The following is a 24,932-nucleotide window of genomic DNA, read 5'->3' on the forward strand; positions in this document are numbered from 1 at the left end:
CATCATAAAAAAATTTAAAAGTCAATGATATTGAACGGGTTGGTAGGCCCTGCCCCGTGGTGGGGCAGGGGAGGTGGAGGTGAGTTAGAACTGGATTTTTGATCCCAGGTCTATGTTGTAGGTTTTTGAGGAGCCTCTGAGTTCGAAACTGAACTGACTGAAGACTTCAAAGTTTTGGCTGAAGGAGAGGTAATTTCCTGCGCGGACTAAGAAGGCTTGTCGAGCTAGGTTTGAAGCTTTAGTTATCCAGACGGCTGTGGTAGGGCTAACTAACAGAGAGGTTGTACAATCAGGATTGCTTCTTGCGATATCTGGTGAGTAAGCCAGAATTAGGTTGTAAGAAGCGCTATCGTTAGCAGAGAATCTTTCGAATTTGACTCCAATAGGCATGGAGAGATTCATAAGGTTACTGCTCTCAAAGTATCTTCCTTCAGAGCTATTGTTTTCTTTAAAGTCTTCTTGGTGAGCATGGACAAGCTGAAGCTTCAAGAATGGTGAGTACATATCAAATAAGGAAGAGTATTGAGAATCGATAGGCACAACAGCGCCGAGTTCTACTCCGAAGCAATCGTTACCCCAATCACCCTTGATCTCTGGGTAGACGACATTTGGAGGAGCATATGTTGTAGTCATATTTGTCTTCATATCATTTGAAGCATGACTGTAGGTGAGTTGTGCATTAAGGACTAAAGGAGCTTGCGCACCGATAGTGTTTTGTAGCAGTTTATCCCAAGCGCTCCAGAAGGAGGTATGCTGATAGTAGATAGAGCCTGCGTAGATGTTGGAACTGTTTTTAGATACTAAGTAATCTTTATCCTTACCAAATAATTGGCAGAAAGCGGCACTGAAGATGTCTTCAGAAGGGGTTTGAGCGAAGGCTCCTAAGAGATACCCAGCACTATTGTGACGGAATTTCCGTTTAGTTTCTGTTCCACTTTTGTGTAAGAAGTTCGCTAATCCTGCTACCCAGAAGCCGCGTTGATAATTGGCGCCATCGACGCTAATATTCATAAGGTTTTGCATAGCCCGTACGTCGGAGAAGGCTCCCCACAATGTGTTAGGGACTAAAGGTCCTTGACGTTCAGGATTGGGGTTATAGCCGGTTTGTTTCCAATTTAGAGTAGCTGTTTGTATCGCGGCGGAGTTCCCTTGTTTCCAAGTTGTTGTCCAATTGCCTTGATAGCCATAATGAGCGGGTGGGACATAGTTAGTTAAATTAGTAGTCGGTATTGTGGCTGTTCCAGTGCCATTAGCTTTAGCTTCTATTGCTGAGAAAGGTTGTGTTGTAGAGAAAATAGGGTATTCGTAGCCGTTTCCGTTAGAATCGACTAGATTAATAGATTGGATTGTAACATTTTTGTTGGTTGTGCCAGCTGAGATTTGCGCTGGTGAAAGGGTACCCCCCCCCCCCCCCAATGAGGCGGTGTTGATCACGAGATTTGTTAAAGTGATAGCTTCACCATTGGTTGATGAGGCTTGTAGAGTTGTGCCTAAATCCATTACCACAGCACCACCTGTTTGTTCTAAGGATTTAGCTTCTACTGTTATCCCATCTTTAAGGACAAGAGACCCAGACCCTATTTTAACAGCTTGTTTGAAAGTGGATTTTAGGTTGTCAGCTACTTTTCTTTCTTCTTCAGTTAAACGTTCTCCAGAAAAGACAATTTGACCTGAGTAAGTTGTTGTTCCATCAACTTTATTGATTTCTATCTCATCAGTACCACCGTTATTGGCAATCGGGTCATAGAAAAAAATACCAAAACCTTCTTTAGCATTTAATTTCATAAATTTCCCGGCAGTACCTAGATCTATGGAATTCCTTTTCGTTGACGCGCTGCCCCCGGTTGTTATTATTTTATTTCCATCAAAGATAATGTTTCCGAGATCTGCGGTTAAGCTGCATTCACTATTTGTATCCGCTAAACATATAGCCCCACCTTTTGGAGAATTATGAGTTACGGAGTTATTAGAAAATATTGTGGTCCCTCCAGAGGTTAGTATGAACTTTTTTGTATAAATAGCCCCGCCTCCCTCTTTAGAAGTATTTCCAGAGAACAGAATCAGATCATTATTCTCTAACTTTAGATCCCCATCGCTACAGTAAATAGCCCCACCCTTTTTATCGGATGAATTTTCTATAAAATTTGCATGTCCTGATGAATTTTTAAGTGTTAGACTTTTGCAATTAATTGCACCACCTTCTGCCGTTGAACAATTTTTTTTGAAAAGTATTTTAGAGTTGTTGTCGAAAGTAGCCGTTCCGCCCGACTTAATGGCACCTTGTCCATTAGTTCCTGGGGGGCAATAAGAGCATGAAAACAATGAAAAACCTGAAATAGATAAGGTTTTATTGGCTGCACTTACTTCAATAGCAGCGGGTTTAGTTGTTGTATTAATGTTATCAAAACATAAAGAATATCCATTTCCTATAAAAGACAGATTCTCAGTTGTATCAGAGAAACAGCTCTTTGTTAATGCAGCCTTTTTTCCTGTGTAAGTAATGCATACATTTCCTTCGCAAGTATATTCAGCGCCTGTAGTTGTTTCTTTGGTTTTGAACTCCTCTGTTGTTGTGTTTCCATCATAACTATTAGAGGAGTTTAGGTTTTCTTTGATTGGTTGAGCGAAGCTCAATGAGGTTGAGGCCATCAACCCCGAAGATATTAAGAACCAGTAAACTGGATGTTTCATGTTTCATGCTCTGGGTGAATTGAGATATCATTAACCGATCATAAAAATAATTAAAAGTCAAGAGAATTGAGAGTGCTGAAAAGAAGAAACCCTGCCCAGGTAGGGGCAGGGGGGTGCTTTTTAGAAAGAGACTTTAGCTCCAAGATCTACATTATAATTTCTTGAAGAGCTTCGTAATTCGAAACCAAATTGACTGAACATCTCAAATCCAGATGTTAAGGCGATATGGTTACCTGCACGAACTATGAAAGCTTGTCTAGCAAGATTCGTAGCTGTTGTTAACCAAGTAACGTCATTAATAGCTAATCCTGTCATGCAGCTTGGGTTATGACGATACACATCAGGTACATACATTAATGTAAGATCATAAGCTGTTCTTTCTCCATAGACGAGCTTCTCAAACTTTATACCGATAGGTACGGAAACATTGAGAAGATCACTACTTTCAAAGGTACGGCCTTCTCTTGTAGGTTCTTTGAAATCTTCCTGATGAGCATAGACAACTTGCAATTTTGCAAATGGTGCATAGCTATCAAAGAAAGACGAACTAAATATGGGGATAGGCACGCTAGTAGATAACGCTACACCAACAGTATCATTACCCCAAGAGCCTTTAACTTCAGGATAGTCTGTATAGGTAGTTGTCATAGTATTGCCGGAGTGACAATAAGTAACTTGAGCGTCTAAGAAAATAGGGATTTCTTTAGAGAATCCTGAACAACAAGTGTTGGGTCCGTTAAATAATCTTGTTAGATCATCAAACTTACTTACATGTTGATAATAGATAGATCCTGCATAGATATTCGCAGCATTTTGTGCAACAAGGTAGTCCTTATCTTTTCCAAATAGCTGACAGAAAGCTACGCTAAGTGTATCTTCCTTAGAGGTGTTTGTTGTTGCGCCTAGTACATATCCAGAGCTGATATGACGGAATTTGCGGTTTGCCGCGCTTTGATCTTTATGGAAGAAATTTCCCACTCCAGAAACCCAAAGACCGCGACGTGTCTCTAATATGCTATCTACACTACGCTCCACTACATCTTGAATAGAACGTACATCCATGAAGGATCCCCAAAGACTATTCAATACTAAGGGAGCACGACGTTCAGGATTTGGAATGTATCCTGTTTTAGTCCATTTAAAAACTGCTGTTTGTGTTTTGGGATCAGATGTAGCATCTTTTACCCAAGCGACAGACCAATTTCCTTGATAACCGTAATGATGTTCGGGAACACCTACAGTTGCACTAGGTACGTTGGTTGTTGTTACAGCTCCTTTCGCAGAAAGTTGTATTCCTTGAAGAGATAGCGTTTCATTTAGCTTATGATCTTCATAAAACTTTCCGGTAGGATCTATAACACCAATAGCTCCTGATAAAGTTACATTTTTAGTATTTGCAACAGCAGCAACTACAGCTAAGTTTGTCCCATCTAAAGAATTTGGATTGATAGCTAAGTTTGTTAAAGTAACATCTTCTGTTTTCGCGGACAGCTTTGTTCCTGTATCCATCAGAATTTGAGAACCTGCTGTTTGCAAAACAGTTTTTGCTTCTACTTCAACACCGTTTCTTAAGATAAGCTCACCAGCTGCTAATGTAATAGGCTGTGTGAATATAGTCTTTAAGTTGTCGGCAACAGCAGCTTCTGCTTCAGTATGCTTTTCTCCAGAAAAGATAATTCTACCATTGTAGACTTTATCTCCTTCAGCTTTGTTTAAAGTAAGAAGATCTGCCGCAGCACCCTCAACAACTACAGGATCATAGAAGGTAATAGTTTTCCCAGAAGCAGCACGTAGATTTACGAATTTTCCATTGCCCTCAATGTTAATTGCGTTTCTTTTTACCGTAGCATTATTTGCTGTAGCGGCGAGATTATTTTCAAAGGTAATATCGCCATGTTCAGCTGTTATACTACATTCTCCGTTAGCAGCAATACCAATAGCTCCTCCCTTAGGCGTGGCATGGGTGGCTTTGTTACTCGTAAATAACGTAGGTCCACCAGAAGTTAGATAGAGCTTATCCGCATAAATAGCTCCACCTTTCGCTGCAGAAGTATTTTCCTTAAAAATCAAGACTTTGTTATCTCTTATAGTAAGGGTCGGTGACGAACCTGTTTTGCTACAATGGATAGCACCACCGCAACCATCTCCTGTTCCAGTAACGGCATTGTTGTTAAAAACAACAGAGCTGTTTTCTGCAATAGTCGTATTGCCTTCTGTATATACTGCTCCTCCAGAATTAATAGCAGTATTTCCAGAAAATACGATATTTCCTTGGTTGTCTGAGATGTTAGTCACTCCTTTAGCAGCAATCGCACCACCTTTTTTCGCACTCGTGTTGGTGGTGAAGCTAATTTCTTTGCTCGAGCCGGTTAGAGAGAAAGCTTTGCAAGAAATGGCTCCACCATCTTCAGCGGAATGGTTCTGATCAAAAAGAATACTAGCATTATTTGCTAAGTTTAATGCTCCTCCAGAATTAACAGCTCCTTTTCCAGTGTTTACTGTAGCTTCTGGGCATTTTGTGAAACTTAGTTTAGAGAAATCTGTTAGAGTAAGAACTTTATCTGCGGTAGAAACGTTAATCCCTCCAGGGTTGGCTCCGGAGTTTACGTTTTCTATGGATAGGCTATGTCCGTTTCCTTTGAAAGTTAGATTGTCGGCAGTTTGAACAAAAGCAGCGGAAGCAAGAGCTGCTGTTTGTCCTGCATCTACAATAGAAATATCCTCCTCAACGTTATAAGTAGTTCCTCCCGCAGTGCTTGTAGATTGCGGACTGAATGCTCCATTTGCATCGAGAATAGATTCTTGAGTTAAAGCCACTTCCGCATGCAATTGCGAAAAGTGAAAAGATAATGGTATCGTCAGGGTTGACGATATTAAAATCTTATATAAAGAAGGCCTCATTTTATACACTTGTGGTGAAATGAAAAAAACAGTTTCGTTAAATACTCATTAGTACAAAAGAAAGCAAGTCTAATACAGAAAAGACTTGACGTGTTTTATTCATTTCTGGTAAGAGGCCCGGTCGTTTCAGAGAGAGCGGGGTTTTAGAATTTGTACCTACCTCCTAGGTCAAGGTTGTAATTTCTAGAAGATCCGCGCAGTTCGAAAGCTCCATGACAGAAGACCTCAAAACTCTCTGTTAAATAGTGATGATTACAGCCGTCAATTATTAAAGCTTGTCTTGCTAAGTTTGTTGCTCCTGTAGACCATCCAGTATCTATAGAGGGTAAGAATACTTTAGATTTTGGAGCATCACGATAGATATCAGGCTGATAGATAAGGCTAATATTATAAAAGTTATACTTGTTTGTTTTCTCAAACTTCATACCAATAGGGAGAGAAATATTTACAAAGTGAGCACTCTGGAAATTCCTATTTGCATCATTTCCTTTAGTTTCTTTGAAATCTTCTTGCTGTACGAAGACAACATGAAGTTTCATGAATGGAGAGAACTCTTTAATAAATGGATTATCAATAACTATAGGAAGATAGCTTCCTAGTTCTCCAGCTACACAATGGTTATTCCATTTACCTCTTGATGAAGGATTGGGAGTGTGTTTTGTAGTCATAGAGTTATGACTTAAACTGTAGCTAAGTTGAGCATCAAAAATTACAGGAATTTGCTCAGGAAGTTTAGTAAGGATAGAACCCTTCTTATTCGCGAGCTTGTAGTGATTGATTAGTTTTTCACGTTTTGTATGGATAGATGCTGCATAGATATGCGATTTAGTTTTTGCAAGGTGATAATCTTTAGATTTGCCAAACATCTGACAGAAAGCAATATCAATAACCTTATCAGTGATCGGTTGTGTGCTTGCGCCCACAACATATCCCGAACTGATATGACGGAACCCTTTCTGTATTTTCATAGAGTCTCTATGGAAGAAGTTAGAGATTCCTGAGATCCATATACCCTTATGGAAGTTTTCGCCTTCGGTGCTAACTTCAACAAGTTGTTGAATAGCACGAATATCAATAGCAGAGCACCATAAGCTGTTAGGCACTAAAGTTGCACGGCGATCTGGAGTGGGTGTGTAACCTGTGGATATCCATTTGAGCTCAAAGGATACTTTGCCAGTAGTAGGATCTTTAATTTCCGAAACTTCCCACTTTCCTTGATAACCCGAATTAGAGTTAGTTGATCCTTGAGGAATCATATTGAAACCAGTAGTATCTACTTTTCCTCCAGGTCCCGTAGAAATATCTAAGATATTTGCGGAGAAGTTTTTGTTTAACATCGGGTTGTCGTAGAAATTCTGACTGCTATCCTGGAATTTTAAATCTCCAGTTATAGAAACATTTCCTGTTCCTGTCGCAGTAAGAGTGATAACTTTTCCTCCACTTAGAGAGTCTAAGTTAACAGCAAGGTTGGTGATTGTAATGGATCCGTCTGGGTTTGTTACTTGTGAGCCAGATACAACAGATGCGGAAAGACCTTTTTGTTTAAAGTTCATCAAAGAGGAGGCTACTAACTCGGATAAAATCTTTGGATTTGTAGAGCGAGACAATATGTTTACAACAGGAACTGAATTAGAAGATGGTTTTATAACTGGAGCCTTGGAATTTGGCTTTGAAGTAGCTGGAACATTTGTTATAATCGATGTTCCACCATCCATAATGATCAAAGAACCATCTTTCTGTACAAAAGAGTCTACAAGAATACCAGCTCCACTTTTTAAAACAAGAGTTCCTCCTTCAAGAGATACATCAGTATTAATAACGCTCATGGCATTCAATGGATTTTTAGCATCTTCAGCTGAAAGTTTTTCTCCTGAGAATACAACAGTACCGTTGTAAGTAGCTTGTTTTGGGGCTTCTTCAGCAACCCCTTCTTTTGCTCCTGGAACCTGTGTATCAGGTGCATTGATTTTTAGAGGAGTTTTAGCAGCTGCTGGTTTTGTAGTTGTAATAGGATCATAGAAGAAAATCGTTTGCCCAGTTCCAGAGCGTAATTGTGAAATTGTCGCTTCATTACCTAAATGAATGGCATTATGAGTTGGTGTTGTAGGAGTTTGGGATTGCTTTTGATCTGCTTTAGCATCTACTTGAGCCTTATTAGCAAAAGTAACAAACGCGCCTACATTTTTTCCAGCTTCAGCTTGTCCTTTTGATTTTTCTGGAAGAGTAATGGTATCAGCTGCTGTAACCTTATTCCCTTGGAAAGTAATTGATCCTGTAGCAGCAGTAATGCTGATGTCACCACCATCAGCAATGAAAATAGCTCCACCTTTTCCTGAGGAGTTGTTGGAGAAGGTGATATCTCCATCAGAAGATAGAACTAATTTCTTAGTATGAATAGCTCCGCCGCTAATAGTAGAGGAGTTACTATCAAATGTAACTGTAGTATTTCCTGAGATGGTTACACATGGATCAGCAGCAGGTTCTCCTTCTTTCGCTACAGAAACGCTATCTGCTGAAGATGATGCAGCTCTTATCGAAGGAAGAGCTCCTCCCGTAGGATTAACAACCTTTTCTGGAGATTTACCATTTGAAACAGCAGCTGCTAAACAGTGGATAGCTCCGCCAGTACCTGTAGTTGGTGTTTGACTTGCATCTTTTTTTAAAGCTGGATCTGCTACAGGGACTATAGAGGCTTTGTTTTCAGAAAAGACGACTGTTGTATTTCCAGTAATATCAAAATTTCCAGTAACGGATACAGCGCCGCCTTGATCTTTGGCGTTGTTGTTTGAGAAGGTGCATGTTCCGGTATTATTTTCTATTATGGCTGAACCACCGTCAACATTAATAGCGCCACCAGCTTTTTTAGAAGAATTACTAGAAAATATGACATTGACATTTCCTTTAAAGATGATGGCTGGAGTAGAATTTTCTTTTGGTTGTTCAGCGACATTGTTATTAACAGCACTAACGTCACCTTCAACTTTTGGTTCAGAGCTGACTTCAGCAGTTACAACTTCGATTTCAGGTGCACCAATATCTGAAGATATCCTAAAGAGGCTTGCTGTAGCCTCTGATTCTGAGACAATAGTCGAAGCACCTCCTCCAGGAACACCACCGCCTGGTTGACCTTCAGATGCAGCTTTAGGTCCTACATAGATAGCACTGTCTGCTGAGGTTTGGGTTTGGCTTGTAGCATTGGTAAAGGATAAGTTATTAAATCCTGAAAATGTTACAACTGATCCAGCACTGTTGTTAATAGCAGAGCCTTGGGCTGTTATACTAACATTGTTAAAAGTTAAGGAATGACTTTCCCCAATAAAAGTAAGAGGGCCCGCAGTATTTGAGAAACAGCTTTTGTTTGTTTCTGGAGATGCTTCAGGAGCGCTTTGGTTTCCTCCATATTTGAGATCCTTCAGAGCTCAAGGAACTGCCATCTGAAAGGGTGGCATCAGCTCTTAGTATTCCAGGTAACATGCTAGATGTTTCTGTTCCAGAATTTGATGTGCTTTCTGTGTCTTCTGTGGGTTTAGGGTTAGAATTTCCCGTGTTAACAACTGTAGTGTCTGGTTGTGAAACTTCTGTGCTGGATGATTCTTCTACTTTATTGTCTGCCTTTGAACGATCTTCTTCTGAGGTAGCTCCCGTATTTGCCTTATTCTCGTCACTGCTATCCTTGCCGTTTTCTGATTCCTTATTATTTTCTACAACAGGTTGTTTAGGCTGTGACTGGACTTCTGGTTGTGAAACTGTAGGGGCTTGAGTCTGAGTTATATTAGCGAATGCTACATCACTTTGAAGTGTATAAGTAGTACCTGTGGTAGTGGAAGAGTTTTTGCATGTAAAAGGTGTGTCAGATTGACTCGTTCCATCGTAATTATCGCTAGTACCTAAGGTTTGTTTTCCTGCTTCTTGAGGTTCAGAAACTTTTGCTACTGCTTCTTCGGCAGCAAGAATGGAGGATAGCGGAAGTGTAATTGCTGAGGAAATTAATAACCAAGGAACGGAAGACTTCATAACAAGTTTCTTTTGGTGATATGAAAGATTCCTTTACGCAGTAGGAAATAGAAATTAAAAAATCAAGAGACAACAGAGAAGGAAAAAGAAAGTAAATGCTTTGAGTACTTGGAAATGAAAAACATCAAAAGTCACATTATTTTATGTGACTTTTGATTTTCTCGTTGATGTCTCTAAAACTAGGAGAATTATTTTAGGAAGAAATCTCAGGTTTTGAGAAGAGAAGGTCTAATTTTTAGGATCGCAATGATGAGATGTATGACCTTTTGTACAACAGTCTCCACCTTGATGCTTCTTAGAACAACAACCGCAATAGCTTATTAAAGAAATAATCCCGGCTATTCCAATAACAATATAAGTGATTTGTGTTGCTGTTGCGCTTGCGCCTCCGCATAGTCGAGCAATAAGGTTTACTTTATGATGAGTTAATCCTATAATTCCTACGTTCAATGCACAAAGAACAACAATAAGAGAGGATAGTCCCCGAACGAGTTTGCCTAGCATTGCTTTTCTCCTAAGTGATGTATACTTAATTCCATCTTTTAATCTTTTTTATAATTTAATAAAGTTTTTTTTTGTTTTCAGGCGTTTGGGGAGACATTGACTTTTTGCATACAAGGAGTTAAGTTGAACAAGAAGTTTTTTCATTAACAACTCAAAATGGACATGAGCTTCATTAGAATAAATTATCGGGATTAGGAAATGACACAACCCTATGTAACTAGAGAAGAAATTTTACTTTTAGCGAAGAGCTCGGCTTTAGAATTAAGTGAAGAGCTTATTCAAGAATATGAGACTTCGTTAAACGAAGTGATCGGCATTATGAAGGCATCTATTTCCATGGATGTAACAGATGTAGTTACTGAAGTTGGTTTATCTCATGTCATCAGCCCTGAAGATTTACGAGAAGATGTCGTCGCCTCAAGTTTCTCTCGTGAGGAGTTTCTTATTAATGTCCCCGAATCTTTAGGGGGATTAGTGAAAGTGCCCACAGTAATTAAGTAGAGATCGCGGTTTTAGGAATATGTATCAAAAGAGTGCCTTAGAGTTAAGAAATGCTGTGGTGAGCGGGGAATCTTCAGCTACAGCGATAGCAGAGTATTTTTATAATAGAATAAAAACGGAAGATAGTCGCATAGGTGCTTTTCTTTCTCTTTGCCAGGAAAGAGCCTATGAAAAAGCTGCTAGTGTAGATGCGAAACGTGCGAAGGGAGAACCTTTAGGGAAACTTGCAGGTGTGCCTATAGGGATAAAAGATAATATCCATATTATGGGATTGCGTACGACCTGTGCTTCTAAGATGTTGGAAAATTATATAGCACCTTTTGATGCTACTGTAATTGAACGCATAGAAGCTGAAGACGGGATTATTCTAGGTAAACTGAATATGGATGAGTTTGCCATGGGCTCTACAACTCAGTATTCTGCTTTTCATCCAACAAAAAATCCTTGGGATTTATCCTGTGTTCCTGGAGGGTCTTCCGGAGGATCTGCAGCTGCTGTTTCTGCAAGGTTTTGTCCTATAGCCTTAGGTTCCGATACAGGAGGTTCTATACGCCAGCCCGCAGCATTTTGTGGTGTCGTTGGATTTAAACCTTCATACGGTGCTGTGTCTCGTTACGGTTTAGTTGCTTTTGGTTCTTCGTTAGATCAGATAGGCCCTTTAACAACTGTTGTTGAAGACGTGGCTTTAGCTATGGACGTTTTCTCGGGTAAAGATGAAAGAGATGCTACTTCTCAAAAGTTCTTCTCAGGATCTTTCCAAGATGCATTATCCTTAGAAGTGCCTAGTTTAATTGGCGTGCCTATGGGATTTTTAGAAGGCTTGAGAGATGATGTTAAAGAGAACTTCTTTGAATCATTAAATATTTTAGAACGTCAAGGCAGTCGGATTGTTGATATAGACCTGGATATTTTACATCATGCTGTTTCTGTATATTATATAGTAGCTTCTGCAGAAGCTACTACAAATCTCGCAAGATTTGATGGTATTCGTTATGGTTACCGCTCTCCAGAAGCTCACAGTATGGAAGATGTCTACACCATTTCTCGTGTTCAAGGTTTTGGGAAGGAAGTTATGCGTAGGATCCTTTTAGGAAACTATGTGTTATCAGCAGAGCGTCAAAGCGTATACTATAAAAAAGGTACAGCAATTCGTGCGAAAATTATTCAAGCTTTCCAAGCAGCTTATGAAAAGTGTGATGTAATTGCTATGCCAGTATGTTCTTGCCCTGCATTTGCTGATGGAGATATTCTGGATCCCATCTCTCTATATCTACAAGATATCTATACTGTTGCTATGAATTTAGCCTATTTACCCGCTATAGCTGTTCCTTCAGGATTTTCTAAAGAAGGCTTACCTTTGGGATTTCAGGTAATTGGTCAGAAAGGCAAAGACCAGCAGGTATGTCAGGTAGGCTATAGTTTCCAAGAGCATGCAGGAATTAAGAATTTATACCCTAAAGGATGTAACAAACTTTTTGATGGAGAGGTGAAGTAATGAGCGATGTTTATGCTGATTGGGAATCCGTCATAGGTCTTGAAGTCCATGTAGAGTTAAATACCAAATCAAAGTTATTTAGCTGTGCACGAAATCGTTTTGGTGATGAGCCTAATACGAATATCTCTCCTGTATGTACAGGAATGCCTGGGTCTTTGCCTGTATTGAATAAGGAAGCTGTAAGAAAGGCTATTTTATTTGGTTGTGCAGTTCAAGGTGAAGTAGCTTTGTTAAGCCGTTTTGATAGGAAGTCTTACTTTTATCCTGATAGTCCTAGGAATTTTCAAATTACGCAATTTGAGCATCCGATAGTACGTGGAGGACATGTAAAAGCTATTGTCCAAGGTGCGGAGCGTTATTTTGAACTTGCGCAAGCGCATATTGAAGATGATGCAGGGATGTTAAAACATTTCGGAGAATTTGCCGGAGTGGACTACAACCGAGCCGGTGTGCCTTTAATAGAGATTGTTTCTAAACCTTGTATGTTTTGTGCAGACGATGCTGTTGCTTATGCTACAGCTCTTGTATCTTTATTAGATTACATTGGGATTTCTGATTGTAATATGGAAGAGGGATCTGTGCGTTTTGATGTGAACGTTTCTGTACGCCCTCGAGGTAGTGAAGAGCTACGCAATAAGGTAGAAATTAAAAATATGAACTCGTTTGCTTTCATGGCACAAGCTTTAGAAGCAGAACGCTGCCGACAGATAGATGCCTATTTAGAAAATCCTAATAAAGATCCGAAAACTGTTATTCCTGGAGCGACATATCGTTGGGATCCTGAAAAGAAAAAAACGGTATTAATGCGTCTTAAAGAGCGAGCTGAGGATTATAAATATTTTATAGAACCCGATCTTCCTGTGTTGCAGTTAACAGAAGCGTATATCAATGAAATCGGCACTACACTGCCTGAGCTTCCTTATGACAAATATCAAAGATATTTGCATGATTATGCGATTGCTGAGGATATCGCTGCCATCTTAATTGGTGATAAGCATATTGCAAACTTCTTTGAGTTAGCCGCTACAGAATGTAGGAATTACCGGGCCCTTTCTAACTGGGTGACTGTAGAATTTGCTGGCCGTTGTAAAACACAAGGTAAGAACCTTGCCTTTTCAGGTATTCTTCCTAGCAGCGTAGCTCAGCTTGTCAATTTTATTGATAAAGGAGTGATTACCGGAAAGATTGCTAAAGATCTTGCCGATATGATGATGGAATCCCCAGAAAAGACTCCTGAAGCCATTCTTAAAGAGCATCCTGAGATGTTGCCAATGACAGATGAAAGTGCTTTAGTTGCGATTATAGCTGAAGTGTTAGGTGCGAACTCACAATCCGTTATTGATTATAAGAGTGGTAAAACTAAGGCTTTAGGGTTTTTAGTTGGCCAGATTATGAAACGTACTCAAGGAAAAGCTCCTCCAAATAGGGTGAATGAGCTTTTGCTTATTGAATTGGATAAATAATAGTTGAAAAATCTAAAGGTTTTTTGTAAGCTGTTGAGTATCTAAGGGAAAAATGGCTCTTTTGAGGTTGAAAAACATCAAGAGAGCCTTTTTATTTTTGTCCTTAATTAGAAAAATCTTAGAAACCTAGCTTTTCTTCTTTTTCTTTTTTCTAATTTGTTTACGTTGTTGTGAATCGGAATTTTCTAGATCTGAAGATTCATCATCACTTTGATTTTGATCTCCTTCTTGTCTTTCTTCATCTTCATTTCTATTTCTAGATTGCGACGATCCTGTAGCTCCTACGCGAGATACTCTATGAGGTGTTGAGGTGACAACAGGGCCTAGTGAAGTAGTGTCGTTAGAAATAGGATGACCTAAAGGAACATTTTGTATAGCGGATGAGGAATCTTCAAGAGATTCAGGAGGTTGGTATGAGGATGAGAATGGGTTAAAGATATCGTGTAAAAAAGAAAAGTCATTTTGTGCTTGAGGAGAAAATTCATCACCTGAAGATAGATAATTGGGATTAGCTTGTTCAACTTCTATTTGGTTTCTCGATCTATGTTGAAGCACTCCCTGAGAGTCTCTAGAGATATGTCGATGACGCGTATGCGTGCGGGTTTCCTGATCTTCGCGCTCACGTCTAGCATCTGCAGCATAGTCTCTTTTTCTCTCTTGAGAAACACGCTTCACGTCTTTTTCGGATGGTGTAGTCGGGGTTATTGATTGGTCGGAAACTTCAATAACCTTTTGCTGAGCTTTTATCAAAGCTTCAGTTTTAAAATGCTGGAATGTGACTTTACTCAATGAAACTAAAGCTAATCCTATGGTCATGAAGCCCATAAGGAATTGCGGGTTAGCAAGAATAAGGGTACTTCCTCCAGCTGTAAAGTATGCTGAAGCAATTAATGCTGAAGCTATCCCCAGTAGAATGAATGGCAAAAGAACAGCGGTAATAGTGTCGGCGATTTTCTGAGATCTTGGTGTATTGGCAATATCAGAAATGAGCATAGTCAATCCTAGAGCACCAAAAATAAATCCGGGGATTAACCCAAATAGCAAAAGACCTTGTCCCTGAGAGGCAACAAGAATACCGATAATGGAAATAACAGCGATCGCGATAATCCCTATATCAAAGACATAACGCATCTTAGGATTGCGATCCGGGATAGAGAGAAGTCTTCCGAAAAATCCTGTCGAAGAAGTACGAATACGACTTCCGATACCCGTATGTGGCGCGGGAACCTGACTTTTAGGAACTGGTCGGTTTGATTGCCCTAAAGGATCTATAGGATTACTCATGTACGTAGCTCTGCTTTTTGTGTTATTTTAGATATGAAGATAACCGTTTTAAAATCGTTATTTCATAACTACTTAATTATATTATAAAAGTTGTTGTTGTTTAGTTGTGATAGTTTTGTTTCTTTAACTACGTTAATTTTTGGTAAAGACCCTAGTGTTTATTGAAACATTAGGTGAGGATTTTCCAAGAAGGAGTAAGATTAGAGGCTGTGAAAAATTAGGAATTTCCGTTTTCTAAAGTGGTTTCCACGTTGTGGCTTGTAATTTCCGAAGAACCTTTCCGGCTAGAGGGGGAGAGATCCGGGGATGAAGAAACGGACAGGGTTTCTTCTGAAGCCATGTCTTTTTTAATCTCTTGAGTTTGTAAAGATCTTAAAGAAAATAATTCCCTATGGATATTTAAAAGCGTAGCGCTGGCACCTACAGCTCCGCAGATACCGATCATCAAGAAGACAACCTCAGGAGCAATCATAACCAAGCCAAAAACAGCACCAATAATAAGAGCAGAGATCAAAAGGCTGATGAACCATGCTGCCAAATAAGGAAGGGCGTGTTCGCAGCTTCTCGTAGAAATCGATTTTACTGCACAAGTAAAGGGAATCACTCCTAAAGCTGAAAATGTTGCTATTGGGAAAGTGATAATTTTGATTGTGCCGAGAATAACAGATACCGCTATCTCAATAGCCATTGCTGTTTTTGGATATTGCTGTGCTTTATTTTTACAGCGACGCGCAACAACCCTCTCAGGAAATGTACAATCGAAATAAACTTGTGAGCTTTTTTTACAAACTTCACGACAATTCATTTTAACCTGAAAATGAACTTATACATTAGAATGCAAAAATTTTAGATAGTTGTAAAATTTAGTACAATCGAAATTCCAATTAAAACTAATTATCTACAACACAACTATATAATATTTTTTAATTCTTATTTAAAAAGAAAGTAGAGCAGATCCACCAAAGAAAGCTGAGGATTTAAAAGGATAGTTTGACACGTTATTATTGTGACTATCTGCTAGAGAGATGTCGCTACCGATAGACCATCCATAAAAGAGTTTGATGAAGCTTCCTGGCCAAGGGCAGAGTCTTACGTTACCTTCAATTTCACGGCCCTGGTATTCGAAAATACCTTCAGAAGAGGCAAGATCATTGGAATGGAGTTTCTTTCGTAGTCGCGTTAGACGATAGGCAGCTCCAAAATCACAAACAGAGGTACAGTTATACTCCACAGAGAAGTTCACTGGATAGATACAGTTGATTGTGAGTTTATCGTTAGGTTTGTAGGTGGCACCAAGTAAAGGCCAGGCCTTTTCTTGGTGTAAGCCTGTTTCATTGATTACACCAAAAATCACAGAAAGTTGTTGCGTAGCTTGATATTTTCCAGAAAGTACTCCCTGATAGAGTCCATAGCCTGCTTCCATATTTTCCGGATCGATAAGACTAGAGAGAACTACAGACCATTGCCAATTTCTTAAGGATAGTGTGTAGGCACCTGCAGATAATAAAATGTAGCTATAATACGATTTATCTTGGAAAGTATAGTAGCCTAGAGAGTTTGGGTCCCCAGGTGTGGGTTGAGTATTATCCCAAAGAATATTCGCTCCTACATAACCTGTAGAAAATAGTACTCCAGATTGTGGAGTTAGGGGAAGAGTACAAAGGAAAGTTGCGTCAAATTGGCGATAGCCAAGGGATTGGTTGGGTAGTTTTTTAAAATCAGCACTTTCTACTTGCAGGTACTGTGTCTGTAGAGAAAAAGGACGTGGCCTGGGACAGTCATCACGGGCTTCTTTATCAACGCCGCAGGCATCATGAACAATGTAGATGGGAGTGGAGAGTAGATGACCAGCAAGAGTCATCACATGAAATAACAACTTCAACATATCTCTATTTACAGCTCCTGCAGGAAACATCTCTCACAATATCTTGTTAAGAAGAAGAGACGCCACCCTGATTTTTGGAAATGAGTCTTAGCTATTTTGATCTATCTTAATAAAAGCTAGACTATACTTTTATAGGATAGATTACTACTTATTTTCACAGGAGTTAATGATGAGTGCATTTTTTATTTCAATAGCAATCGCTGTTCTTTCCACACCATGTTTTTAAGGGATTGTAAAGTCACAAATTTCATCAAATGTTTTAAAATGTGTCTTGCAAACAAGAGATAAAACATCTTTTCCATGCGTCTTGAGGATAGATTTCCCAGCAGTTTTTACATGTGCTGAGGCGCCTTTCGGAAGTTTAATAGAAAAGCGTTGTTCTAACTTTGTCATGGTAGTGACAAAAGCTTCTCGGGCTAGTATAGATGCCGCGGCAACAATAATGTCTTGTTCTGCACGGACTTTCTGAATTACTGCTATATCGGTATTTTTCTTTTTCAAAGCATTGAGTAAAACGCTTTCTGAAGAGGCAAATTGATCAGAAATAGCAAATACATCTCCTGAGGGACGTGGAGCTAGGTTATCAATAACTGTAGCATGTGCCCAGGCTAAAAGGATATTGAGATTATGAAACTTTCCATAAAGCTGATTATATTTTTCAGGATAAAGAATCATGACATCGTAGCTACAGCACGTGCGAATAGTTTTTGCTAACGAGAGAATTTGAGTATCGTTGAGCATTTTTGAATCTTGAATTTTTGTTTTATAGAGATTTTTCAGAGTGTCTTCATCACGAGCATAAACTCCTGCAATGCATAGAGGACCGAAAAAATCTCCTTTTCCTGATTCATCTACACCTAGGCGAGGACGGAGATCTTCTTCTATACGGTTATGGGTAAATGTCAGTAAGATTTCAGGCTCTAGAAAAAATTCAATAAATTCTTGAGAACCTTTCCCCTGTACGACAAGTTTCCCAGAAGTATAGAGAGTGCAACTTACTGATGGAGAGCGTGCTTGAAAAATCGTATGCTGTGGTTGTGTTAAAGCAAAGCCTTTTTCTTCAAGACGATCTTTTAATAAGCCATGCAAAGAAGGAGATAGTTGGGTAACAAACGGTGTGGACATAAAAAAAAGCGTCGAATTATCTTGGCATACAAGGATGAAAGTCTTGATCCTTATGTTTTACTAGGCATATTTATCGCTATACTATACATAGCATAAGGATATATAGTGTATATGCGGATTTCGAAGTACAAATTAAACGTTAATCCTGTATATTCCTGCAAGCGGGCAGGATCTTAAAACAGGGGAGAGTTTCTCATTTTATAGAAAATGAGATTAGAAAATCTCTAACGAGATCTAGAGGTTTTCATTTAAGGTGCCTGCAAAGGAATCTCTATGGCGGAACAAATTCATAAAGAGCTTCTACATCTAGGAGAGATATTTCGCACGAAACGTGAAGAACAATCCTTATCCTTAAAAGATGTGGAAGCAGCGACATCTATACGTTATTCATGCTTAGAAGCTATAGAAAATGGCTGTTTAGGCAAGCTCATTTCTCCAATTTATGCTCAAGGATTTATAAAGAAATACGCAGCTTATTTAGGATTAGATAGTGAGCGTATTCTTCAAGACCATCCTTATGTTATGAAAATCTTCAAAGAGTTTTCAGAACATAATATGGAGATGCTTTTAGATTTAGAATCTATGGGAGGAAGAAACTCTCCAGAAAAAGCTATTCGTAGTTGGTCAAATCTTTGGTGGGCAGGACTTATCGTAACCAGTGGTATTATAATTTGGTGGTTGGGATCCCTACTATCTATTTTCTAAAAAATATTAAGAAATCTCACTGTTAAATACAAAAGAGGCAAAGTTTTGCCTCTTTTATTTATCTATTTTAATCTGCCTTGAACTCTTTATCCAAGAATTCCAGCTAAGCTATTTACTTGTTCAGAAAGGCAGAGTAAAGTGTTCTGATGCTCATTGGAGAACCACTCTTCATTTTCTTTCATAGATGAAGAGCTGCTTGATTGAAGGTGACCATCCACCTCTGTATCACCCTCATGGTTATCGGGGTCCTCTGATTCAGGATGCTCATTAGGATTTCTTCCTTCTTGTAAGAACTCTGAAAGTGTTATTAAATTAGGAAGTGTAGCTGTAGGAGCACTTCCTTCTTTATTCGTAGGGGCAAAACCTAATGATAGAAGAGAAAGAAGAATCAAATTCAATAGTTTCTCAGAGGTAATGGTAAGGCCGAAGCCCTCTTCTCCTGTTTTAAAGCATGATGCACGTCGAGTTAGATAATAAAAGGTATTTTGCAATATCTTTACGGCTTTTTTCCCTTCTTTCCCTCCTAGAGGAAAATTGTCATCATTATCTAATTGTAAAACGCAAAGATGATTTAATTGGTGACGGAGTTTGTCCCAGTCTAATCTCTTGGTGTAGTTTAGTTTTGAAGTGCCTCCCGCAGCTCCCCTAGAATCATCACGAGAGTTTCCATTATTATCATAGATAATCCAAATACTTGGAGGTGTATGGTATACTCCAGACGTAACATCATCATAAGCAGATTTTGCCATGATTGTGTCATTGTCACTTATTTTGGGGAGTTTCTCAGGATTATTAACTGTGTTGAATAACTCTTGTTGAAGACTGTCCTTTAAAAGCTTTTTCAGGCTATTTTTTATCTCTGAACATTGCCTATTGAAATTATTTTTTTGATCCTCATTTAAAGTTTTTCCTTCAGACATAAGAGAAAGGAAATCTAGTCCGCCTTGCTGCATTCCCATTCCTAGGACAATAGGGCCATGCGTGTTTTTCATATCTGTTAGGAATAGTGAAAGATCTTGATTTGCACTTTGAGAATCACTGGGATTTATAATACAAGTGCATAAACATTGGAAACAATGTGATAGCCAATTCGGACAGTGGCTATCACACCAAGGCCCACAATGTTCCTTACAATATCCAGCACCACGTTGTGTGCCAGCGGCGTTTACTACTGAAGCTAACATTTGTCCTGCCATTTTTATTTTTTCTAGTAGCTCAGGATTGCCAAGCTTCATCTCTACACCTATTTTTCTCCCGGGCTGTGTAGTTATAGGACTTTGTAATGGTATGTGTTCCTGGCAAGTACCAGAAGTTTCTTCTAGATTGAATTTACAACCACAGCTAGCGGGACAGCACATAGTTTTCTCCGAAATTATAGTGAAAGATAGGTTATTAAGATGTTTGCGGTCTGTGTTTTGTGATTACAAAATAAAATATAATTTCAGAATGTGAATTTTTTGTGCTAAGAATTTTTTTAATAAAGTGTTGAAAATCTGTGAGATGAGCAGTAGGGTTTTAAAGATAGATAAAAAGATCGGAGTCGTATGAAAATTCATAGATTTTCACATAGTCAAGATTTTGGAATATCTGTATAAGTTGAAAGGCTTGTTGGATCGAAGAGGCGGGGGAAGCCGCCTCTAAATCGTGTGTTGATACTTATCTTAGAAATAGACTTGAAGTCATAGCTGTGATGCTTTTAGCCGTTTTCAAGAGGGCTTCTTGAGATTTAGGATTTGTAGGATCCCAAAGCTCAGCACCATTTTTGGCTCCTGGTGTTACTCCATCAACGCACGATGCTCCAGCAGCACTTGCAGGTAAGCGTCCGTTAAGAATAACTCTTTGTCCATACTTAGGTAGAGGAAGAGTTGTTCCAGCATTGACTCGTACTTCGGTTCCTAGGGAGCGTGTGTCGAGTCTAGGAGATTTAGGAGTGCTTCTATCTTTTGTGCGTAGTTCTTTACTTGTATTTTGCAATTGCTCTAAGCATACAGGCTGTTCTTGCTCGGCACCTAAAGGAATAAATCCTAAAGATAGTAAAGAAAGAAGAAGCAAAGTACGGTATTTTGACTCTTCAATATTTAAGCCAAATCCTGGGGAATCAAAAGTATTTTTTGCCTCATCCACATATTTATTCAAAGTGAGCTGTAAAACATTCACAACTGCTCGAGATTGAAATCCTAAGAAACCAATATCTTCAGAATTTAAATCTAAAACTTCTAATTGGCTAAGCTGATGCTGCAATCTTTGGATATTAAGATTGTAACCTGATCTTTGATCATTAGAAGCACCTTCATTAGCTTCAGAAGGATAAAGAATCAAACATGTAGGGATCGAAGGAATAGAAGCACCTTCAGCAGACTCTTCTAAAGATTTTTTCACATTTTCTACTTCTGTAGATCCTTTTGAAGGGAGTTGATGTGCGTTATTAGCTACCTTAAAGAGTTCTTGTTGAGAACCACCTTTTAAGCATCTTCCTAACTGATCTTTTGCTTCTCGACATTTCTCAGAGAATTGACTTTTCTGTTCTTCGGATAAAGTAAGACCTTCTGCTAATAGTTTAGAAATATCCCAAGGACCATTTTTCATTGCGATACCAACGCAAATGGGACCAAACTCATCTCTTTGATTTTGGATAAATCCAGATAAATCGTCGTATTTCTCTTCAGATCCAACTTGATCATCTGGGGTGATCATACAAGTGCAAAGGCAATCAAAAAAGCATAGGAAAGGACTCCAACAATTATCTGCACACCAGGGTCTGCAAGAATCTTGACAGAACTGGCTTGTACGTTGAACTCTCGCAGAATTTAAAGCATCGGAAACAAGATCTCCAGCAGCTCGAATCGTATCTAATAATGATGGATCACCCACTTTCAAATTAAATTCTGAAGAGGATCCAGGTTGTGTTGTAATCCCATTTAAAGAAACTGTTTCTTCTGTATAGGCATCTTGATTTGAGCGGCAGCTCATGCTAATCCCAGGGCAGCACATAATTTACTCCATAAATAACAATGTTTTTACTAAGAATCCTCATACTGTTGATGATTCTTAATCCCATGCTAAATGGCTTTATGCACTTTTAAAGTCGTTTTGAAGAGGGTTCATAAGGGTTATTCATTCTTATGAAATTAGGGAGTATACATTGCTAAGTTTGAAGAAATTTTAAGAAACCAAAGCGTGGATTATCCTCATTTTCTGTGCTAAAAAGCATTTAGGCGGGCACATGGTATTCAAGAAATTATTTTAAGTCTATAATTTTTTTTTGAATTTAAGTAGTCTCTTATTCCAAGAAACCACTTAAACAAGTTTGATGAAAAGGATCTACATCCCGCTGTTAAATTTTTTCATAGCAGTAAATATCTCCTGCAGACCACCAGAGCTGGCGAGAAGTTGTCTTTGCTGGAAGATCTCATCATCATCCTCGCCATCGATCATTTTCTTTAGCCAATCACCCTCATGGTCAGGTTCATAATCTCCCATAGGAGTATTCACGCTATGTTGACGTGTGAGGACTTTGTGTCGTAATGGACTAGTCTTGCCTGTTGTAGTTGTTGAAGTAGTCGATATTGTGGTTTTAGCATAAACATGAGTTTTCTCTGAGGTTTGTTGAGACGTGATTGTTTTTTGTTTCGGTCTAGCACCACCAACAGCTTCAAGTGAACTTTTGGTTGGTGCAGGGGCGGTAGTTGAGGTCTGTGTCTGTTGTTGCTTTTGGGTATAACTTCGTAAAGATCTTTTATATATTTTTACAAACGGATTCTCTGGATCATCATGTTTTACTTCGGTAGTCCCATCTTGATCCACAGGAACATAACCACAGCAAAGCAAAATTAACATCATGAGTTTGATAAAGCTGTTTATATCGAAGGAGACAGATCCGCCACATGTCACCAGTGGAGAATTCTCTCCAGCAACTAAGCAGAGAAAGATTTCGAATATTACAGTAACTAGATGAGCATCTTTAGCACCTAGACACCCTATTGCTCCTGTTTCTAGTGATGCTACTTCAAGCTTGGAAAGATATTTTGTCATTTTTTTCTTATTATATCTTGTAGCTGTAGCCTGAGTATAGTCTTCATTTGATTGTGATTGGAGAAAAAATGAAGGTCTACGCAGGTCTAACTGCATTGGATCTGGCGTGGAAGGTAATGTTGAATCAGTTTTTGCTGCAGCCTCTAAAACCCAGCATTTTGGAGGGTGGGGTTTATGCTCAGGATTTTTCCACGCTTGATTTCCCATAATTTTAAGTAAAGTGGGTAAGACATTGTCTACGTTCTGCGGATCATCAAGAATATTCATACATTGATTATGGAAGTATTTTTGAGAAAGATTATTAAAGCTTCCTGTAAGCTGTTTTTTAGCTTTTTTACACTCTTGATCTAGCTTTTTCTCATCGTCTGTAGATAAATCTTGTCCCTGTTTTACCAGCTCATGAGCGTCCCAACTCAATTGTTGTATAGCCATAGCTAGGCTTAAAGGACCGTATTTATGATCCATATTTCTCATGATATCGGGAATATTAGTATCCACAGGCGTTTCTAAAATACAGCAGGCTTTAAAGCAGGCGCAAAACCAACTTCCAAAACATCCACAACGCTTAACGCATGGGTCATTGCAGTGATCATAACAGACCATACAGCCTTTTTGTACTTGAGGGTTATGAATGATATGTTGCGTTGTGTTTACTATCGTTTCGATTTGTGCGGCAGCAGATTCAACACCGTCTTCTTTTCCGAAAGAAATTTTTAATTCTGTTTTTGATTGGGTGGAATGTGGTTGTTGTGTAACTAACGGTATAGATTGCGGATTCGTACTTGATTGAGCTCCATCAGTTTGATCTTGAGTTGTTCTCTGAAAACTGCATGAAAAACCAGGAATACTCGGGAAACCAGGAAAGCACATATTATCACCTCTTTTAAAAGCTGTTCAAAGCTGTGCACTCGTGATGTATTTCTTACGCATAGCTAGCTTTCTAAATACATAAGGAAAAACAGCCGAAATCTGTCTTTTGAGTTCACAACTAATAAAAACGAACCTTTTTGTTTTTTCAGCGCTCATGGGGAAGAGCTCATAGAAATTTCCTATCTCTAAAAAGCTTTTGTTTCTGACCCTCAGAACTTTAAATGGGGGCAATACTATCAAATAATTTTTTTAAAATCTATTTTTTCAAAAAAAAACTTTACATTCTAGTTAAGTTGAAAGAGACGAGACTTGGGATTTTTTGTGAAATTTGTATTTTGAGAACGGAAGAAAAAATGGTTGAGACTAGGCTGTAGGCAGGAGAAATTTTTCTTTAGATAAAATTTTTCTTGTTGATTTTATTTCAAAAAATTCCTATGACCTTTCCCCTTATTATAACCAGAACGTGGTAAATCACGATGAGATTGCTGAAATATCTTGCTGAAGGTGCAATAGTTGCGATTGCACTCTTAGGTGTGTTGACTACAGCTGAAGCTGCAAAGAAAAAGCCCTTGCCAATGACAATGGCCTATTCTTTTGGCGATATTTTCTCACATTTGGAAAAAAGCAATGAAGAGACGTTGTTTTGCATTAACGTAGATAGCGTAATTCAACATAAGCATATAGGTTCTCCAGGTTGGTATCAAAGTAGGTTAACCAAGTTGTCCAAGCGTTATGGAGATTTTTTCCAAGCAAAAAAACAGGCCAATGAAGAGCAGATTATTATCGATACACTAACAAGGAAAGAATGTTTAGAAGCTAATGTTGCTGATCAGTTTTCCCGTATACTTTCTGAGTGTCGATGTTCTGTGTTGGGAATTTCTTCACTAGGAATTGAAGGGGTTGCTTCAACCTTAAAAAGTCTTAAAGACTGTGATCTAGAAATACATTCTCGAGCATTCTCTACGGAAGATTTTTTCTTAGAAACGGGAATAAAGTGTTGTGATTCTGCGTTAGTGCAGGAAGGAGTTTTGTTTTGTGGAGCTTCAGAGCTTTCGGAAGCTATGAAACAATTGTTTATTTATGAAAATAAAATACCAAAAAATATTGTATTTTTGAGTGATAATGCTGAAGAGATCAAATCTTTAGGTAGAGAGTGTATAGATTTTGGGATCTCATTTTTTGGTATAGTATATTATCCTGCTGCGGAAACTCTATTTTCCTATGTATATCCGTATTCAGCAGCTGTAGAGATTCAAGAAGAACAGGCATTGACGGTTATATCCGATGCTACCGCGCAATTATCTCTAGATTCTCTTAATCAAAAGAGTTAACATCATTTATCTGAAACAAGCCTTTAGTGTCCTCTCTGTCCCCCTGAGAGGATGCTTGGGGCCCTTTTTAATTTCTTTTCACATAGAAAAAAGTTCAACAGATAACTTTATATAAAAAGATATTTCCTCCT

General features: G+C 38.7%; 15 protein-coding genes and 1 pseudogene. 5 read left to right on the forward strand and 11 right to left on the reverse strand.

All coding sequences use genetic code 11. The features are described from left to right. Positions 1-84 precede the first annotated feature (84 nt). The 4 genes and pseudogenes from C10C_RS01480 to C10C_RS01500 all read right to left on the reverse strand — a co-directional run bounded on the left by C10C_RS01480 (position 85) and on the right by C10C_RS01500 (position 10,110). On the reverse strand, positions 85-2,691 hold the full coding sequence (locus tag C10C_RS01480; protein WP_117274048.1) for an autotransporter domain-containing protein: 2,607 nt from the start codon (positions 2,689-2,691) through the stop codon (positions 85-87). Between the two features lie 120 nt (positions 2,692-2,811). Then, complete coding sequence (locus C10C_RS01485; RefSeq protein WP_117274050.1) at positions 2,812-5,592, reverse strand: autotransporter domain-containing protein; 2,781 nt, start codon at positions 5,590-5,592, stop codon at positions 2,812-2,814. A gap of 143 nt (positions 5,593-5,735) precedes the next feature. After that, a pseudogene (locus C10C_RS01490) lies at positions 5,736-9,606 on the reverse strand (polymorphic outer membrane protein middle domain-containing protein). A 228-nt stretch (positions 9,607-9,834) separates the two neighbouring features. Beyond that, the gene (locus C10C_RS01500) at positions 9,835-10,110 is read right to left on the reverse strand and encodes a DUF378 domain-containing protein (RefSeq protein ID WP_117274057.1); all 276 of its coding nucleotides are present in this window, start codon (positions 10,108-10,110) and stop codon (positions 9,835-9,837) included. Between the two features lie 198 nt (positions 10,111-10,308). Here C10C_RS01500 and gatC point away from each other — a divergent pair, with 198 nt between their 5' ends. From gatC to gatB, 3 genes are read left to right on the forward strand one after another with little or no spacing between them, the layout of a single operon-like run. Further along, a complete protein-coding gene (gatC, locus tag C10C_RS01505; RefSeq protein WP_117274059.1) occupies positions 10,309-10,611 on the forward strand; it encodes an Asp-tRNA(Asn)/Glu-tRNA(Gln) amidotransferase subunit GatC in 303 nt (100 codons plus the stop codon). Positions 10,612-10,630: 19 nt separating this feature from the next. Further along, on the forward strand, positions 10,631-12,106 hold the full coding sequence (gatA, locus tag C10C_RS01510; protein WP_117274061.1) for an Asp-tRNA(Asn)/Glu-tRNA(Gln) amidotransferase subunit GatA: 1,476 nt from the start codon (positions 10,631-10,633) through the stop codon (positions 12,104-12,106). Continuing rightward, entirely contained in the window at positions 12,106-13,569 is a 1,464-nt protein-coding gene (gene gatB / locus C10C_RS01515; RefSeq protein ID WP_117274062.1) for an Asp-tRNA(Asn)/Glu-tRNA(Gln) amidotransferase subunit GatB, read from the forward strand. Before gatA ends, gatB begins: the two co-directional genes overlap by 1 nt. A gap of 126 nt (positions 13,570-13,695) precedes the next feature. Here gatB and C10C_RS01520 read toward each other — a convergent pair whose 3' ends face one another. The 4 genes from C10C_RS01520 to rnhC form a co-directional block, all read right to left on the reverse strand. After that, positions 13,696-14,853 carry an IncV family inclusion membrane protein gene (locus C10C_RS01520; RefSeq protein WP_117274065.1) on the reverse strand — a complete coding sequence of 386 codons (1,158 nt, stop codon included), beginning with the start codon at positions 14,851-14,853 and terminating at the stop codon, positions 13,696-13,698. A 217-nt stretch (positions 14,854-15,070) separates the two neighbouring features. Further along, positions 15,071-15,658, reverse strand: coding sequence for a DUF5422 family protein (locus tag C10C_RS01525; RefSeq protein ID WP_117274068.1), 588 nt, complete (start codon positions 15,656-15,658; stop codon positions 15,071-15,073). Between the two features lie 129 nt (positions 15,659-15,787). Next, positions 15,788-16,738 carry a hypothetical protein gene (locus C10C_RS01530; protein ID WP_117274756.1) on the reverse strand — a complete coding sequence of 317 codons (951 nt, stop codon included), beginning with the start codon at positions 16,736-16,738 and terminating at the stop codon, positions 15,788-15,790. A gap of 222 nt (positions 16,739-16,960) precedes the next feature. Further along, positions 16,961-17,863 carry a ribonuclease HIII gene (gene rnhC, locus C10C_RS01535; RefSeq protein WP_117274070.1) on the reverse strand — a complete coding sequence of 301 codons (903 nt, stop codon included), beginning with the start codon at positions 17,861-17,863 and terminating at the stop codon, positions 16,961-16,963. A 273-nt stretch (positions 17,864-18,136) separates the two neighbouring features. On the opposite strand from rnhC, the gene C10C_RS01540 reads away from it, so the two are divergent. After that, the gene (locus C10C_RS01540) at positions 18,137-18,568 is read left to right on the forward strand and encodes a helix-turn-helix domain-containing protein (protein ID WP_117274072.1); all 432 of its coding nucleotides are present in this window, start codon (positions 18,137-18,139) and stop codon (positions 18,566-18,568) included. Positions 18,569-18,654: 86 nt separating this feature from the next. Here C10C_RS01540 and C10C_RS01545 read toward each other — a convergent pair whose 3' ends face one another. From C10C_RS01545 to C10C_RS01555, 3 genes are all read right to left on the reverse strand, one after another. After that, a complete protein-coding gene (locus tag C10C_RS01545; protein WP_117274075.1) occupies positions 18,655-19,926 on the reverse strand; it encodes a hypothetical protein in 1,272 nt (423 codons plus the stop codon). 298 nt (positions 19,927-20,224) lie between these two features. Then, positions 20,225-21,559: a hypothetical protein gene (locus C10C_RS01550; protein ID WP_117274077.1), complete on the reverse strand. Its 1,335-nt coding sequence runs from the start codon at positions 21,557-21,559 to the stop codon at positions 20,225-20,227. Between the two features lie 330 nt (positions 21,560-21,889). After that, complete coding sequence (locus C10C_RS01555) at positions 21,890-23,470, reverse strand: hypothetical protein (protein ID WP_117274079.1); 1,581 nt, start codon at positions 23,468-23,470, stop codon at positions 21,890-21,892. Between the two features lie 476 nt (positions 23,471-23,946). Between C10C_RS01555 and C10C_RS01560 the strand changes: the two genes are divergently transcribed. Continuing rightward, positions 23,947-24,801, forward strand: coding sequence for a DUF2608 domain-containing protein (locus C10C_RS01560; RefSeq protein WP_117274081.1), 855 nt, complete (start codon positions 23,947-23,949; stop codon positions 24,799-24,801). Positions 24,802-24,932 lie beyond the last annotated feature (131 nt).

This window comes from Chlamydia poikilotherma, assembly GCF_900239975.1.
Lineage (GTDB): Bacteria > Chlamydiota > Chlamydiia > Chlamydiales > Chlamydiaceae > Chlamydia > Chlamydia poikilotherma.